The 15240-nt window shown below is 64.2% G+C and carries 13 protein-coding genes; 9 read left to right on the top strand and 4 right to left on the bottom strand.

The genetic code is table 11. From position 1 onward, the window contains the following. Positions 1–501: YlqF/YawG family GTPase (locus VM94_RS28895; protein WP_046682715.1), on the bottom strand; the 501-nt coding region annotated here is incomplete at its 3' end. A 228-nt stretch (positions 502–729) separates the two neighbouring features. Between VM94_RS28895 and VM94_RS27140 the strand changes: the two genes are divergently transcribed. Together VM94_RS27140 and VM94_RS06180 are read left to right on the top strand one after the other, a co-directional pair. Beyond that, positions 730–1527 (top strand): hypothetical protein, encoded by a 798-nt coding sequence (locus tag VM94_RS27140; protein ID WP_138828898.1) that lies wholly within the window; start codon positions 730–732, stop codon positions 1525–1527. A 162-nt stretch (positions 1528–1689) separates the two neighbouring features. Further along, positions 1690–2016: a hypothetical protein gene (locus tag VM94_RS06180; protein ID WP_046682664.1), complete on the top strand. Its 327-nt coding sequence runs from the start codon at positions 1690–1692 to the stop codon at positions 2014–2016. Here the strand turns inward: VM94_RS06180 and VM94_RS06185 are convergent, their stop codons facing one another. Beyond that, complete coding sequence (locus tag VM94_RS06185) at positions 2017–2943, bottom strand: histone deacetylase family protein (RefSeq protein ID WP_046682665.1); 927 nt, start codon at positions 2941–2943, stop codon at positions 2017–2019. Between the two features lie 211 nt (positions 2944–3154). On the opposite strand from VM94_RS06185, the gene VM94_RS06190 reads away from it, so the two are divergent. From VM94_RS06190 to VM94_RS06210, 5 genes are all read left to right on the top strand, one after another. Beyond that, positions 3155–4063 carry an AAA family ATPase gene (locus tag VM94_RS06190; protein WP_046682666.1) on the top strand — a complete coding sequence of 303 codons (909 nt, stop codon included), beginning with the start codon at positions 3155–3157 and terminating at the stop codon, positions 4061–4063. Between the two features lie 5 nt (positions 4064–4068). Then, the gene (locus VM94_RS06195; protein WP_046682667.1) at positions 4069–5070 is read left to right on the top strand and encodes a DUF58 domain-containing protein; all 1002 of its coding nucleotides are present in this window, start codon (positions 4069–4071) and stop codon (positions 5068–5070) included. Continuing rightward, entirely contained in the window at positions 5067–7088 is a 2022-nt protein-coding gene (locus VM94_RS06200) for a transglutaminase TgpA family protein (RefSeq protein WP_046682668.1), read from the top strand. The genes VM94_RS06195 and VM94_RS06200 overlap by 4 nt, the downstream gene beginning before the upstream one ends. After that, entirely contained in the window at positions 7079–8242 is a 1164-nt protein-coding gene (gene mltB / locus VM94_RS06205; protein WP_082127586.1) for a lytic murein transglycosylase B, read from the top strand. The genes VM94_RS06200 and mltB overlap by 10 nt, the downstream gene beginning before the upstream one ends. Before the next feature lie 438 nt (positions 8243–8680). Next, positions 8681–9013 (top strand): hypothetical protein, encoded by a 333-nt coding sequence (locus VM94_RS06210; RefSeq protein WP_034751784.1) that lies wholly within the window; start codon positions 8681–8683, stop codon positions 9011–9013. Positions 9014–9103: 90 nt separating this feature from the next. Here the strand turns inward: VM94_RS06210 and cysM are convergent, their stop codons facing one another. Then, positions 9104–10006 carry a cysteine synthase CysM gene (gene cysM / locus VM94_RS06215; protein WP_046682670.1) on the bottom strand — a complete coding sequence of 301 codons (903 nt, stop codon included), beginning with the start codon at positions 10004–10006 and terminating at the stop codon, positions 9104–9106. A 252-nt stretch (positions 10007–10258) separates the two neighbouring features. On the opposite strand from cysM, the gene VM94_RS06220 reads away from it, so the two are divergent. Continuing rightward, the gene (locus VM94_RS06220; protein WP_046682671.1) at positions 10259–12016 is read left to right on the top strand and encodes an FAD-dependent oxidoreductase; all 1758 of its coding nucleotides are present in this window, start codon (positions 10259–10261) and stop codon (positions 12014–12016) included. Here the strand turns inward: VM94_RS06220 and VM94_RS06225 are convergent. Beyond that, positions 12013–13368 carry a M20/M25/M40 family metallo-hydrolase gene (locus tag VM94_RS06225; protein ID WP_046682672.1) on the bottom strand — a complete coding sequence of 452 codons (1356 nt, stop codon included), beginning with the start codon at positions 13366–13368 and terminating at the stop codon, positions 12013–12015. The two genes, VM94_RS06220 and VM94_RS06225, sit on opposite strands and share 4 nt — an antisense overlap. A 206-nt stretch (positions 13369–13574) precedes the next feature. Between VM94_RS06225 and VM94_RS06230 the strand changes: the two genes are divergently transcribed. Next, the gene (locus VM94_RS06230) at positions 13575–15140 is read left to right on the top strand and encodes a phospholipase D family protein (protein WP_046682673.1); all 1566 of its coding nucleotides are present in this window, start codon (positions 13575–13577) and stop codon (positions 15138–15140) included. Positions 15141–15240 lie beyond the last annotated feature (100 nt).

Below are 15240 nucleotides of genomic sequence, written 5' to 3' on the forward strand. Positions count from 1 at the left end.
GATCTTCGGCCACAGCATGCCGGGCGTATCGACAAGGATGGTGTTCTTGTCCAGGTACAGCTTTTGCTGCATTTTCGTCACGGCCGGCTCGTCGCCCACCTTGGCCACGCGCTTTTTCAGCAGCGCGTTCATCAGGGTCGACTTGCCCACGTTGGGGATGCCCATGATCATGATGCGCAGCGGCTTCGTCGGCACGCCGCGATGCGGCGCCAGCGACTTGGCCAGGTCCGGAATGCGCGCCACGTCGCCCGGCTTCTTGGTCGTCATCGCATACGCGGTCACGCCTTCCTGGGCATTGAAGTACGCCACCCAGGCGGCGGTCGCGGCAGGGTCGGCCAGGTCGGTCTTGTTGAGGATTTTCAGGCAAGGGCGCTGGCGGAACAGGCGCAGCTCGTCCACCATGGGATTGCAGCTGGCTGCCGGCAGGCGCGCGTCCACCACTTCAATCACCAGATCGGTGTTTTCCATGGTTTCGGCCGCTTTCTTGCGGGCCGCGTTCATGTGTCCTGGGTACCATTGTATCGCCATGCTCTTGCTTTCAAAATCGTTCAGTCAATCCGCTATTTTACGTGGTTGCCGCCACGACGTCCCATTTTCCACCGCCAGCGCCAGCCGTGCGACGCGAACGAGACAATTGGTGATAATTTAGCAGTTACATGAATGATAAGATCCGCAGTCCGTCCAGCCTGGGCGGACTCTCCATTGCAAGTTCAACCTGGCACGCATTCCATGCATCTTCCCCGTTTCCTCCTCCTCGTCCCCCTTTGCGCCTGCCTGCTGCCCGCCATGGCCCAGGAACAAGCGGCGGCGCCGGGCGACGCAGTGCACCAGGAAATGCAGCAGATTGTCGATGTGCAAGGCACGCGCGATCCCGACCTGCGCCCCTACCGCACCATGCTCAAGGGACTCGACGCGTATGCCGACCACCAGCGCCTGGCGCCGGGCGCGCCGCTGCGCTTCATGCTGATCCCCGCCACGCCGAAAGCCAGGCTCGATGGCGTGACCCTGCACCTGTCGGCCGACAACCTGTCTATCCCCGTGCCGCTGGCGGCGGACGGCGGTTTCACCTTGACGCGCGACAAGACCGCCTTCGATGCAAATGCCGACCTGGTCAGCAACAAGAAGCGCGATACCCTGCGCTGGCGCGCCGACATCCACACGCCGGGCCTGCCCCAGAACGTGCGTCGCCTGGGCGACTTGCGCCTGGAATGCGAAATCCGCTGGGCCGTCGAGCAGGATGACTTGCCGTTTGTGCGGCGCAACCTGTTCCGCCTGGCGGGCGGGCCGTGCCATTCGTCGCTGATCCACGTGCCGTATCCCGTGTTCCGCAAGCTGCTTGCCGTGCAGGCGCGCTCGGGCGAGCGCACGCTGGACATCCGCATCACGGAAGACCGCCAGCGCTACGTGCCGCCGCTGCATGACGCGAGCTGGGACGACAATACCCTGCTGACCCTCACGTATGCGGACGACGGCAACATGGCGCAAGCCGCCCCTGCAGCGCCCATGAAGGCGGCGCTGCGCCAGTGATACGTGCCCGGAAAGCCAGGTCAAGTATTTCCATGTAGATTTTTTTATTTACTGAGAGTAATAAAAAAGTGTGCTCTAATATCGCCTCTTAAATGAAAAGCAATTATTTTCCAGGCTGGCTCCCGCCAGATGCAGGGAGATAGGCGATGGGGATAGCTCGATATGATGATGGAACACACTGGCAAGGCGCCCAAGCGCGTGCCGCGCAATGACTGGAAGAAGGAATGCCGGCAATTGCAGGGGCAAGTGGCGCAGCTGGAAGAGCGCCTGAAACGCCAGAGCGCCGACAGCTATGGCTTGCAAATGCTGTATGACCAACTGGTCAATGAAATCAAGCACCACCGCGACATGTTGCAGCTCGACAGTTTTGATGCGGATAAATCATCGCTCGTCTACACGCAGGCCTGGCGCCGCTTCATGGCCGGCGAGGCGCTCGACTACCAGACGCACCGCCACACGCATTCCGGCAGCCGCCCTACCTTGCTGTAGTCAGAGTTCCGCCAGCGCCTTCACGTGCGCCGCCACGCTGCGGCCCAGCGACGACAGGTTGTAGCCCCCTTCGAGGCAGCTGACGATGCGGCCCTTGCCATACTGATTGGCCACGGCCATCATCTGCTGCGTCATCCACGTGTAGTCGGCCTCCACCAGGCCCATGCCGCCCACGTCGTCTTCGCGGTGGGCATCGAAACCAGCGGAAATGAAAATCATCTGCGGCTGCTGGCGGTGCAGCGCCGGCAGCCAGTGGTCGAGCACCAGCTGGCGCACGGCGTCGCCTTTCGAGCGGGCCGGCACGGGCACGTTGACGCGCGTGTCGGTATACGATTCCACGTCGCTGTACGGATAGAACGGGTGCTGGAAAAAACTCACCATCAGGATGCGCGGATCGTGCGCCACGGACTCGGCCGTGCCATTGCCATGATGCACGTCGAAGTCGACGATGGCGACCCGTTCAAGCCCGCGCACGTCGAGCGCATGCTTGGCGGCGATGGCGACATTATTGAACAGGCAAAAACCCATGGGTTCGCTGGGCCGCGCATGGTGGCCGGGCGGACGGATCGCGCAGAAGGCATTGCTGATCTCGCCATCGATAACGGCGTCCGTGGCTGCCACGGCCGAGCCGGCGGCGGCCAGCGCCGCGTCATAGCTGTGCGCGTTGAGCAGGGTGTCGCCGTCGAGCGGATAGTAGTCGCCCTCTTGCGGCACATTGTCGCGCACCAGGCCGATGGCCGTGGCGCTGTGGTTGCGCTCGATATCGGACAATTGCGCGCGCACGCCGTCGCGGTGTTCGACCAGGTCGCTGATGTGCGCGAGGATCAATTGATCATTGATGGCCTGCAAGCGGGCCGGCGATTCAGGGTGCCAGTCGCCCATTTCATGGCGCTGGCAATCGGGATGGGTATAAATGGCTGTGCTCATGCGCTGTACTGGTTACCTCTGTCTCTGTCCATTCTCCGGGAACACTGCATGGCATTCCTGTTCGCCCTGCGCGTTCTCGCATAAAATCACTGGCCGGTCTGTGCCGCTACCGCACTAATCTACCACGTGCACGCAACGGGAGGGCGGCACGGCTTGACCTGGCCAAAGCGATTGTAAATTAAATAATCCGACTTACTGTGATAGAAATAGCATGTTTTCGAAAATACACCAGGCCGCACAGCAGATCGGCGAAGTTCTCGTCGGCAAACACTTGCAGATCCGCCAGACCCTCGCCTGCGTGCTGGCCGGCGGCCACCTGCTGATCGAAGACGTGCCCGGCGTGGGCAAGACGACCCTGGCCCACGCGCTGGCCATCTCGCTGGGCCTGCAATGGAAGCGCCAGCAATTTACCAGCGACCTGCTGCCCGCCGACGTGGCCGGCATGAGCGTGTATGACCGGGGCAGCGCCAGCTTCGTGTTTCATCCCGGCCCCCTGTTCACGCAAGTGCTGCTGGCCGACGAGATCAACCGCGCCACGCCGAAGACGCAATCGGGCTTGCTCGAAGCGATGGAAGAGCGGCAAGTGACGCTCGATGGCGTCACGCACGCGCTGCCGCAGCCGTTTTTCGTCATTGCCACGCAGAACTGCGCGCACCAGCTGGGCACCTTCCCCCTGCCCGAATCGCAGCTCGACCGTTTTCTCATGTGCGTGACCCTGGGCTACCCCGATGCAGCCGCCGAACGGGCTCTGCTGCTGGGCGCCGACCGCCGCGCCATGCTGCACACCTTGCCGGCCGTCATGAACGCGGAAGAATTGCTGCAGGCGCAAGCGGACCTGCGCGCCATCCACGCCTCGGCCGCCGTCGTCGACTACGTGCTGGCCCTCGTGCACGCCACGCGCGCGCCGGGCGTGTTTGCCGATGGCCTGAGCCCGCGCGCCGCGCTGGCCTTGCTGCAGGCGGCGCGCGCCTGGGCCGCCCTGGAAGGCCGCGACCACGTCACGCCCGACGACGTGCAAGCCGTGCTGCTGCCCGTCTGCGCCCACCGCCTGCATGCGGCGCAAGGGTCCGTGGACAGCCGCGCGCTGCTGCAGCACATGCTGTTGAGTATTCCCGTCTAACAGCCGTGCGCCTGCGCGACATCCAATGGCTGCCGGCGCGCCCCTGGCTGGGCGCGCAGCGCGTGCACGTCCGTCCCTCGGGCGCGGGCCTGGCGTTTGCCGCACTGCTGCTGGCGCTGTGGATCGCCGCCGTCAATTACCGCCTGGGCCTGGGCTATGCGCTCACGTATTTCGCGGCCGCCTGCGCCATCGCCGACATGTTATTTGCCAGCCGCAACCTGGCAGGCCTGGCTCTGGCCGCCACACCGGGCAAGCCCGTGTTCGCGGGCAGCCAGGCCACGTTCACCTTGCGCCTGATCAACCGCAGCGCCCGCCCGCGCCATGCGCTCCACGTGGCCATCAGCGGTTCGGCGGCAGCGCCCAGCCTGGCCGACATCGCCGCCCACGGGGAAACGGCCGTTGACATCGTGGTGGCCGCGCCGCAGCGGGGATGGCTGCTTGCACCGCCGCTACGCCTGGCCGGCAGTTTTCCGCTGGGCCTGTTCCTTGCTTGGTGCCACTGGCAACCCGACGCAAGCGTGCTCGTGTATCCGCAACCCGAACACAATGCGCCGCCGCTGCCCTTGCCTGCCGGCACGCTACAGAAGGCACGGCAGCCAGACTCACCCGATGGCGCTCTGGAGCTGGCCGGCGTGCGCGCCTACCAGCCAGGCGATCCCTTGCACCGCCTGGCCTGGCGCCAGATCGCCCGCCATGACGGCGAGCATGTATTCAGCAAGCAATTCCAGCCTGCCGCCGACGCTCCCGCAGGCGCAACCCATGGCAGCATCGTGCTCGAACATGCGGCCCTGCACGCGCTGGCGCCGGAAGCGCGCTTGTCGCGCCTGGCCGCCTGGGTACTGCAGGCGGAACGCGCGGGCATGCCATACGCCTTGCGCCTGGGCGCGCTGGCTCTGGCGCCGGCCCTGGGCGCCAGCCACCGCGACGCCTGTTTGCGCGCACTGGCCCTGCACGGTTTGCCGCACGATTTGCCACACGATTTTCCGCCAGCGCAGGCGACGCCATGAAAGCCTGGCTGAGCAATTTGCCGCGTGACAAGGCCGACATTGTGCTGCTGTTGCTGGCCGCCGCCATGGTGCTGGCGCCGCACGTGCTGCACCTGCCCCCGTGGCTGTCAGCCGCCGCTGCCGCGCTCCTGCTGTGGCGCGCCGCCATCACCGTGCGGGGCCGGCGCCAGCCGCAGCTGATCCTGCTGGCGCCGCTGGCCTTGCTCGGCATCGCCGGCGTCTACGCCAGCTACGGCACCGTGCTGGGACGCGATCCGGGCGTGGCCATGCTGGCCCTGCTGCTGGCCTTGAAGTCGCTGGAAATGCATGGCCGGCGCGACATCTTCGTTTTCGTCTTCCTCAGTTTTTTCCTCCTGCTGGCGAACTTTTTCCATACGCAAGGCATCCTCAGCGCCGCCTGGATGCTGGCCACCGTCATCGTCCTGCTGGCCGCCCTGCTGTCGGCCCAGTACGGCGCCGTGCAGCCGCGCCTGGCGCAAAGACTGGGCTTGCTGGGACGCATGCTGGCGCTGGCCATCCCCCTGTCGGCCGTGCTGTTTCTTGCCGTGCCGCGCGTCGACGGTCCCCTGTGGGGCACGGCAACAGAAGGCGCACAGGCGCGCACGGGCTTGTCCGACAGCATGCAGCCGGGCGCCATCGCCTCGCTGGCCCTGTCAAGCGAACCTGTCTTCACGGCCCGTTTCAGCACAGCACTTCCGCCGCAAGACCAGTTGTACTGGCGCGGCGTGGTGCTGGGCGACTTCGACGGCGCCACCTGGACGCGCCGGGGCGCGAAGGGCCGCGCGCCTGCCAGCGACAGCCGCATAGACATCGCGCTGGAAGGCCAGCCCAGCCACTACGAAGTCAGCTTGCAAGCGAGCGGCCAGCGGCGCATCTTCGCGCTCGACGTGCCGCGCAGCATCGAACGCTTGCCCGGCAATCCGTATGTCGTGTCGTCCGCGCTGGAAGTGCTGACCATTCAACCCATTACTTCGACCGTGCGTTACCGCGTCAGTTCCCAGTCCCGCTACCGGCTGCAGGCAAGCTTGTCGCCAGAACAGCAGCAGCCATGGCTGGCCTTGCCCACTGGCAGCAATCCGCGCAGCGTGGCCTGGGCCCGCGCCTTGCGCGGCAGCGGCGCACAAGCGCTGGCGCCCGCCGACGCCATCGCCGCCGTGCTTGAGCACTTCCGCCGCGCGCCGTTCCGCTACACCCTGCAGCCGCCGCTGCTGGGCAAGCATGGCGTCGACGACTTCCTGTTTGGCACGCAAGCGGGTTTTTGCGAACATTACGCGGGCAGCTTTGTCATGCTGATGCGCGCCATGGGCATACCCGCGCGCGTCGTCACCGGTTACCAGGGCGGCTTGCGCAACGGTACGGACAACAGCTTGACGGTGCGCCAGTCCGACGCCCATGCCTGGAGCGAAGTGTGGCTGGCGCAACGGGGCTGGGTGCGCATCGATCCCACCGGCGCCGTTGCGCCCCTGCGCACGCAGCGCAACCTCGACGCCGCCCTGCCGCCGGCCCCGTCGCCGCTGACGGCTTGGCGGGCTCTGACAGGCCTCGATGGCGGCGCGCAAGGGGCGGTTGCCGCGTGGCGCCAGCAATGGCAGCAGGCCGAGCACGCCTGGAGCAGCTGGGTGCTCGACGCCACGCCCCAGCGCCAGCGCGCCATGCTCGACGGCTTGAAAAACGTGCCAGCGACAAAGCTGGCAGTCGCTTGCGCCGTGCTGGCCCTGCTGTCCGCCGTGGCCGGTGGACTGCTCTGGTGGCGGCAAGCGCGGCGAGGCGATCCGCTCGACCGCCTGTACGCGCGGTTTTGCCAGCGACAGGCGCAGCGCGGCTACAGCCGTGCGCCACATGAAGGCCCGCACGGTTATGCTGTCCGGTTGGCCGCAGGCAAGGCCACACAAGAGGCGCACGCCGCCATTGCACAGTTTCTGGCAATCTATGCCGCGATGAAGTATGGTAATGCCAACCCAGATGAACAATTCCGCGCGCGGCGCAACTTGCGCCGCCTGTTAACCCAATGCCGATGAGACGCTCCTTGTTACCGATCAAATACCCCGCCCTGTCCCTGCTCCTCTCCCTCCCCCTGTGCCTGGCCACGGCGCACGCTGGCGAAAACAGCAATATTTCCGCTGCCGACCGCGCCCGTGCCGTGCGCGCGGCCAAGGCGCCTCCCGCCAAGACAGCAGCAAAAAAAGCACCGGCGAAATTCGACTTCGAAGGCGAATTTGTCGACTATGCCAACTGGAAAGAAGTACGCGCCTTCCTCGACGACATGTCTGCCAAACACGGCTTTGACCGCGCCGAGCTCGACACCCTGATCGGCAAGGTGCGCTATGTCGAATCGACCGTGCAACTGATGAAACCGGCGCCACCGGGCAAGCCGAAGAACTGGCAAGCGTACAGCTCCCGCTTCATCGAACCGGTACGCATCAATGCTGGCGTGAAATTCTGGGATGAGAATGCGGAAGCGCTGGCGCGCGCGGAACGCGAATATGGCGTACCGGCCGAAATCATCGTCGGCATCATCGGCGTGGAAACCGTGTACGGACGCAACACGGGCCGCTTCCGCGTGCTCGACGCGCTGACGACTCTGGCGTTTTCCTATCCGGAAAGCCCGACCCGCGCCGCGCGCATGGAGTTTTTCAAGGGAGAACTGGAAAACGCACTGTTGTATGCACGCAAGGATGGCATCGATCCATTGACCCTGCTCGGCTCGTATGCGGGCGCCATCGGCCTGCCCCAGTTCATGCCCAGCAGCATCATGAAATATGCGGTGGACTTCGATGGCGATAGTCACATCGACCTGCGCAATTCCACGGCCGACGCCATCGGCAGCGTCGCGCATTTCCTCGTCGAGCACGGCTGGCGGCGCGATGACCCGGCCATCAGCACCTATCCCGTCACCGTCTCGGCAAGCCGCACGTGGGAAAAATTCATCGGCCAGGGCTTGCAAGCCAAGTACCGGCTGGGGGAATTGCAGGAAGCCGGCGTCAGTGCCGCGCCGTCCACGCCCCAGAACATGTTGTTCGGCCTGATCGACTTGCAAAATGGTTCAGAAGCAACTGAGTATCACTTGGCAACCAATAACTTCTTTGCTATAACTCAGTACAACAGAAGTTATTTTTATGCCATGTCAGTGCTTGACTTGGGCAAGGCCATCAGTCAAGTGCGCGCACGCTAACCGAAAGTCAGTGTAAAGTTATAATATTACTTGTAAGAAAGCGTAAGCGATATTGAATCGACCAGCAAACAGGTCTATGGTAGGGCCGATAACATGTGCCAGCCTCGCTCGCCAGCCTTTGTGCGGCACGGAATGCAGTAATGGTTTTATACTTAACTTTTGTCAAAGTACAATTTTTGTTCTATCATAGAGCATAATAAAGAATAAATAGGTGTTGCAACTAGACAACACCGATTCTGTACCAAGCAAGATTATCGGGCTTTCCAGCTTGAAATTGAATCCTGTTGTACAATTGTGTATATATCATGAAAAACTGTATCCCGGATCGTACCGTGTGTGAATTCGTTCCTTTTAGTAAAGAATGAACATGAACGCAGCAAGAGCGAGCTCCGAGTGTTTTTTACTTTGCAGTGCAACTACAGAAGGAACAATAACATCATGACAAACCAAGTCGGCATTGATATGAACAGCGATTCGGACTCCGACGATCTGCTTCAGTACAACCCAAACAGACTGCTCGATACCCTGATCGAAAACCTGCGCCTGAAAAACGACGCAGCCTTGTCCCGCGCGCTGGAAGTGGCGCCACCAGTCATCAGTAAAATCCGCCACCACCGCCTGCCGGTCGGCGCATCGCTGCTGATCCGCATGCACGAAGTCAGCGACCTGAGCATCCGCGACCTGCGTTACCTGATGGGTGACCGTCGTAACAAATTCCGCATCAGCGACAAGCAATTCAAGCCAAAAGAAGGCGAAACGCCACAAGGCTGATCCTGCCAGTTCCGCAGGTTTTCCCTCCCCGCCATGGGGAGGGGGTATTTCCAGCAGTTCTCAGGCCGTTCTGGCCGACAAATTAAACTATCAAGCAGGAAACACGCCGGTCGAGAGATAGCGGTCGCCGCGGTCGCACACGACGAATACGATCGTCGCGTTTTCCACCGTTTGCGAGATGCGCAGCGCGATTTCGCAGGCGCCGGCAGCCGAGATGCCGCAGAACAAGCCCTCTTCCGCCGCCAGGCTGCGCGCCATGCGTTCGGCCACGCCCTGGCTCACGTATTCCACTTGGTCCACGCGCGACTTGTCGTAGATTTTCGGCAAGTACGCTTCCGGCCACTTGCGGATGCCGGGAATCTGCGAACCTTCCTCGGGCTGGGCGCCGATGATCTGGATCGCGGGATTCTTCTCTTTCAAATAGCGCGATACGCCCATGATGGTGCCCGTCGTGCCCATGGCGCTGACGAAATGCGTGACCCGGCCTTCCGTATCGCGCCAGATTTCCGGTCCCGTGCTTTCATAGTGGGCGCGCGAATTGTCTTCGTTGGCGAACTGGTCGAGGATCACGCCGCGGCCATCCTTCTGCATCTGCTCGGCCAGGTCGCGCGCATACTCCATGCCGCCCGTCTTCGGCGTCAATAAAATGTCGGCGCCGTAGGCGGCCATGCTCTGGCGGCGCTCCACGCTGAGGTTGTCGGGCATCAGCAGCAGCATCTTGTAGCCGCGCAAGGCGGCCGCCATGGCCAGCGCGATGCCCGTATTGCCGCTGGTCGCCTCGATCAGGGTATCGCCCGGCTTGATGACGCCGCGCTCTTCAGCGCGCTTGAGCATCGACATGGCCGCGCGGTCCTTCACGGAGCCGGCCGGATTATTGCCCTCCAGCTTGCCCAGGATGACGTTGTTGCGCGCAAGCGCATCGGCACCCGGCAAGCGCGTCAGCTGCACCAGCGGGGTATTGCCTATCGTATCTTCAAGTGTCTTGTAAGCCATCGTGTCTGTTTGAGTAGATTCAACAAAGACCCATTCTAATATGAGATGCTGGACGGCGTATCGCCGATCGGCGGCGGCATCCGGGCTTGCGTGCGCGTCCGGCTGCGCCGCCCCATGCCGCATGACGCCTGCCGCGCCGCCATTTCCGGGCGTGCACAAGGGGTATTGCGGCAGGCGCACGCCGCATGCGCTAGACTCGTCACTGTTAGTTATTTTTGTTATTTGCTTATTCAGCCTCCGAACGGACTCGCCATGGCCAGCAGCACACCTGAATTCATTCCCGAAACGACGCAGGACGATCCCGTCCAGTTCGCCACGCTCGACTTGCACGGCCGCAGCCACCAGATCTCGCCCGTCTTCAATGCGCTCGAACTGCAGCGCTTGCAGCGCTATGGCACGCGCCATCACTTTGCCGATGGCGAGACGCTGTTCGAGGCGGGCAGCAGCAGCTTCGGCATGCTGGTGATACTGTCCGGACGGGTCAGCATCAAGCGCCACGAGGTCATGGGACAGGCGTCCGTACTGCGCGAAGTGGGCGTCGGCCACTTCATTGCCGAGGTGGCGCAATTGTCGGGCCGCCCCACCCTCGTCAACGGCAGCGCCGTGGGCGCCGTGGAGTTGCTCGACATCAGCTCGGAATCCTTGCGCGCGCTGATCGTGGCCGAGGCGGAGATGGGCGAACGCATCGTGCGCGCCCTGATCCTGCGCCGCGTGGCGCTGATCGAATCGAATTCCGGCGGCCCCGTGCTGGTGGGGCCGCGCGGCAATGGCAATCTGTTCCACCTGCAAAGTTTTCTGTCGAGCAATGGCCACCCCCACACGGTGCTCGATCCCGCCACCGATGCGGCCGCCGCCGCGCTGGCCGAGCGCTACCAGCCCACGCCGCAGGAATGGCCGCTGGTCGTCTGCCCTGACGGCAAGATCATGAAGAATCCCGGCAATGCGGAACTGGGACGCTGCCTGGGCATGCTACCCGATTTGTCCGGCGACAAGATCTTCGACGTGCTGGTGGTGGGCGCGGGTCCTGCCGGCCTGGCCACGGCCGTGTATGCGGCTTCCGAAGGTTTATCGGTCCTGGCGCTGGAGCAACGCGCGTACGGCGGCCAGGCGGGCGCCAGTGCGCGCATCGAAAATTACCTGGGCTTTCCTACTGGAATTTCCGGCCGGGCCCTGGCGGGGCGCGCCTACGTGCAGGCGCAAAAGTTCGGCGTCGAGATCGCCACCCCGGCCAGCGCCGCCAACCTGCTGTGCGATACGTGGCCCCTGCGCGTCAATCTGTGCGACGGCACGCAGGTGCGCGCCCGCACGGTGGTACTGTCATGCGGCGCGCGCTACCGCCGCCCGTCGCTGGCCAACCTGAAAACGTATGAGGGACGGGGCGTGTATTACTGGGCCTCGCCCATCGAAGCCAAGCTGTGCCGGCAGGAAGAGATCATCCTCGTTGGCGGCGGCAATTCGGCCGGCCAGGCGGCCGTGTTTCTATCCGGCCACGCCGCCAAAGTCCACATGGTGATCCGCGGCGAGGGACTGGCGGCCAGCATGTCGAGCTACCTGATCGAACGCATCGCCGCCACGCCCAACATCACCTTGCACACGCACACGGAAATCATCGCCCTCGAAGGCGACGACGATGGCTTGACGGAAGTGCGCTGGCGTAACAACCGCACGGGCGAGGAAGCCGATTGCGCCGTGCGCCGCGTCTTCCTGTTTGTTGGCGCCGATCCGAACACGGACTGGCTGCACGACTGCGCCGTGGCCGTCGACGAACAGGGCTTTATCCGCACGGGTTTCGACGTCACGCGCGCCGAATGCCGCGCCCATGGCCATGGAGTGTATCCACCCGACTTGCCCGACCGGGCCGCGCTGGAAACGAGCGTGCCGGGCGTGTTCGCCATCGGCGACGTGCGGGCCGGCTCCACCAAGCGCGTGGCCGCCGCCGTCGGAGAAGGCGCAGCCGTCGTTTCCCAGATCCACGGCTTTCTTGCGCGCCTGCCCGTCAACAGCGCCTAACGCAAGGGCATGGGATACGTGGCCACGCTGACATTGCCGTCACGGTCGATGGCCTGGACGCCAAAGAAATAGTTGTCTTTCGACAGCTTGACCCTGGCCTCGGTGACATTGCCCACGTCTTGCGCGCCCTGCCACTGGTCGGCCGTCGTGGCGCGCCAGACGATGCGGTAGCCGGCCAGGTCCGGTTCCGTATTCGGCTGCCACACCAGTGACGTGGCGTTTTCCAGCTGGGCCGTGCGCACCTGCACGCCGGCGGGCGCGGCCGGCGCCAGGGCCAGCGATGCGAGCGCCGCCGCATTCACGCGCGCCACTTTCGCCACATACTCATAATCGACGAATTGCGGCAGGTCGCCATACTGCACGCCATTCTCCACGCGCACATCCTGGTGCTGATGGGCAAAATCCTCGTGCGGTTCCGTGAAACGCAGCGCCGCGTACCCTTGCGCGAGGAAGGGCATGTGGTCGCCGCCGCGCAGGTAGCGGTCGGCGCGCTGGATGACGTTGACCGTAAAGCCGGGCACATAGCGCTCGCCCACCTGTTTCACATGACGCGCCAGCTGGCGCGAGATGGAATCGTTTTCGCCGCCCGTCGCCACCAGGGCGCGCACGCCGTCGCTCATTTCCTTCACGGCCGGGATGCCTTCGGCAAACAGGCGCACCTGGCCGCCATCGACCGTGCCGTCTTCCGCGCGCGAACTGCCGATGATGTCGTTGTTGAGCATGCCGGCGATGTTGAGCTTGTTCAACTTAGCCTGCTGCGCCCAGTGACCGGAACCCAGCAAACCCTGCTCCTCGGCCGCCACGGCCATGAAGACGATGGTGGCGTCGAAGCGGTGGCGCGCCATCGCGCAAGCCATTTCGATCACAGCCGCCGTGCCGGACGCGTCGTCGTTGGCGCCGGGTGCGTCGCCCTGCGCATCCATCACGTCGGTGGCGCGCGAATCGTAATGGCCGCTGACGACATAGATGCGCCCGGCCGACTGCGGCTGGCTGCCCGGCAAGGTCGCCACCACGTTGACGATGTCCGTCGGCCGCGCAATGCGTTTCGATACGGGCGCGACATGGCTGTCGAACGCCACTTGCAGACGCCCGCCCGCCTGCGCGCCGCAGCGCTCCAGCTCGGCCTTGATCCAGCGCCGGGCCGCGCCGATGCCGCGCGTGTCGGACACGGTATCGGACATCGTATGCCGCGTCTGGAAGCCCACCAGCTTGCGCACATGCGCCTCGATGCGCTGCGGCGAAATATCAGCCAGCACCTGCCGTATCTGCTGCTGCGCCGGTTCGGCGCCGGGCGCCGCCACCACGCTCGCCGACAACATGGCTGCCGTCATTGCCGTCAAAATCCGTACCATGCCTGCATCCCCCGATGAGTGATTGAGCTGGCCATTCTCGCATTTTTGACGACGGGCAAGGATGTTCCCGGATGAAAATCGTGCATTATAGAAACTGCTACAATCGGCCACTGCCCCGCTCACGAAAGACACCGCATGCGCCTGACCGCCCTTCATCCCGCACGCCGCAGCCTCAGCCTGCGCGCGGTCCGCTGACGGTGCGCCGCATGCTCGTCAAATTGCTGTTGCTGGCCACCTTGTTTGCCGTGCTCAGCATTGCCGCCCTGTACAGCTACGGGCGTTTCGCCGAACGCTCGCTGGGGGCGCCAGGCACGGCCTTGCCCGTGGCGCTGGACGCCACCCTGCTCGACCGCGTGCTGGCGCCGCAGCTGGCGCAACGTCCCGGCCACAGCGGCACGGCCCTGATCGATGACAATCTGGAAGCGTTCGCCCTGCGCGCCCTGAGCGCGCGCGAAGCGGGCCGCAGCCTCGACCTGCAATACTACATCTGGCATAACGACGTGACGGGACGCCTGCTGGTGCGCGAACTGCTGCGCGCGGCCGACCGCGGCGTACGCGTGCGCGTGCTGCTCGACGATATCAACGCGCGCGGCCAGGACGCCGCCATCCTCGCGCTCGACAGCCATCCGCTGATCGACGTGCGCATCTTCAATCCGGGCCGCAACCGCGACGGCATCTGGATGCGCGCCGTGGAAATGGCCTTGCGCGCCGTCAGCCTGAACCGGCGCATGCACAACAAGGCCTGGATCGTCGATGGCCGGGTCGCCCTCGTCGGCGGGCGCAATATCGGCGATGAATACTTCGATGCCGCCGAACAAGTCAATTTCCAGGATGCCGACCTGCTGCTGGTGGGGCCTGCCGTACAGCAGACGAGCGATATCTTCGACCGCTTCTGGAACAGCCGCGCCGTCATCCCCATCGGAGCCTTGCACGAAGGCAAGGATGCAGGCGAGGCTGAACTGCAGGCGGTACGCGCCCGCCTCGACGCGCTCACGGGCGAACTGGGCGCCTCGCCGTACCTGCGCCAACTGACCGATGCGGGCCAGCTGCAGGCCCACCTGGACGGACGCCTGCGCCTGCACTGGAGCGACCAGGTGCAGGTGCTGTCGGACCCGCCGGAAAAGGCCGCGCCCGTGGCCAGTTTGCAGCGCAGCGAGCACTGGCTGATGCACAGCTTGCTGCCCCTGCTGACGGACGCGCGCCAGGAAGCGCTGCTGACCTCACCCTATTTCGTGCCCGGCACGGAACTGGCACACACCCTGGCCGACAAGGTCGCGGCCGGCGTCAAGGTCCAGGTGCTGACCAACTCGCTGGCCGCCACCGACGTGGCCCTCGTGCATGCGGGCTACGCGCGCTACCGCCAGACGCTGCTGGGCGGCGGTGTCGAACTGTTTGAATTGAAGACCCAGCACCGCAAGCGCATCAGCCTGATGGGGTCGAGCCGCGCCAGCCTGCACACCAAGGCCGTGGTGGCGGACGGCCAGCGGGGCTTCGTCGGCTCCTTCAACCTCGACCCGCGCTCGGCCCAGCTGAACACGGAAATGGGCGTGCTGTTCGACGACGCCGCGCTGGCGGCCGACATGCGCACGCTGTTCCTGCACTCGACGGCGAGCGACACCAGCTACCGCTTGTTCCTCGATAACGGCGCCCTGCGCTGGTCCGATGCGACCGAAGTACCCGCCAAAGTATGGACGCAAGACCCGGAAACGGGCTTCTGGCGCCGCATGCTGGTGTCCGTGATGCGCCGGCTGCCGATCGAGTCGCAGCTGTAGCGTGCATGACATATAAAAACTTTAATCCTAACAAGATTGCCATTTAAAAATATTTGTTGTTTTCGAGACATGTTAGATGCCGTTTTACCAAACGCTGCTA

Source organism: Janthinobacterium sp. KBS0711 (genome assembly GCF_000988085.1).
GTDB lineage: Bacteria > Pseudomonadota > Gammaproteobacteria > Burkholderiales > Burkholderiaceae_D > Janthinobacterium > Janthinobacterium lividum_E.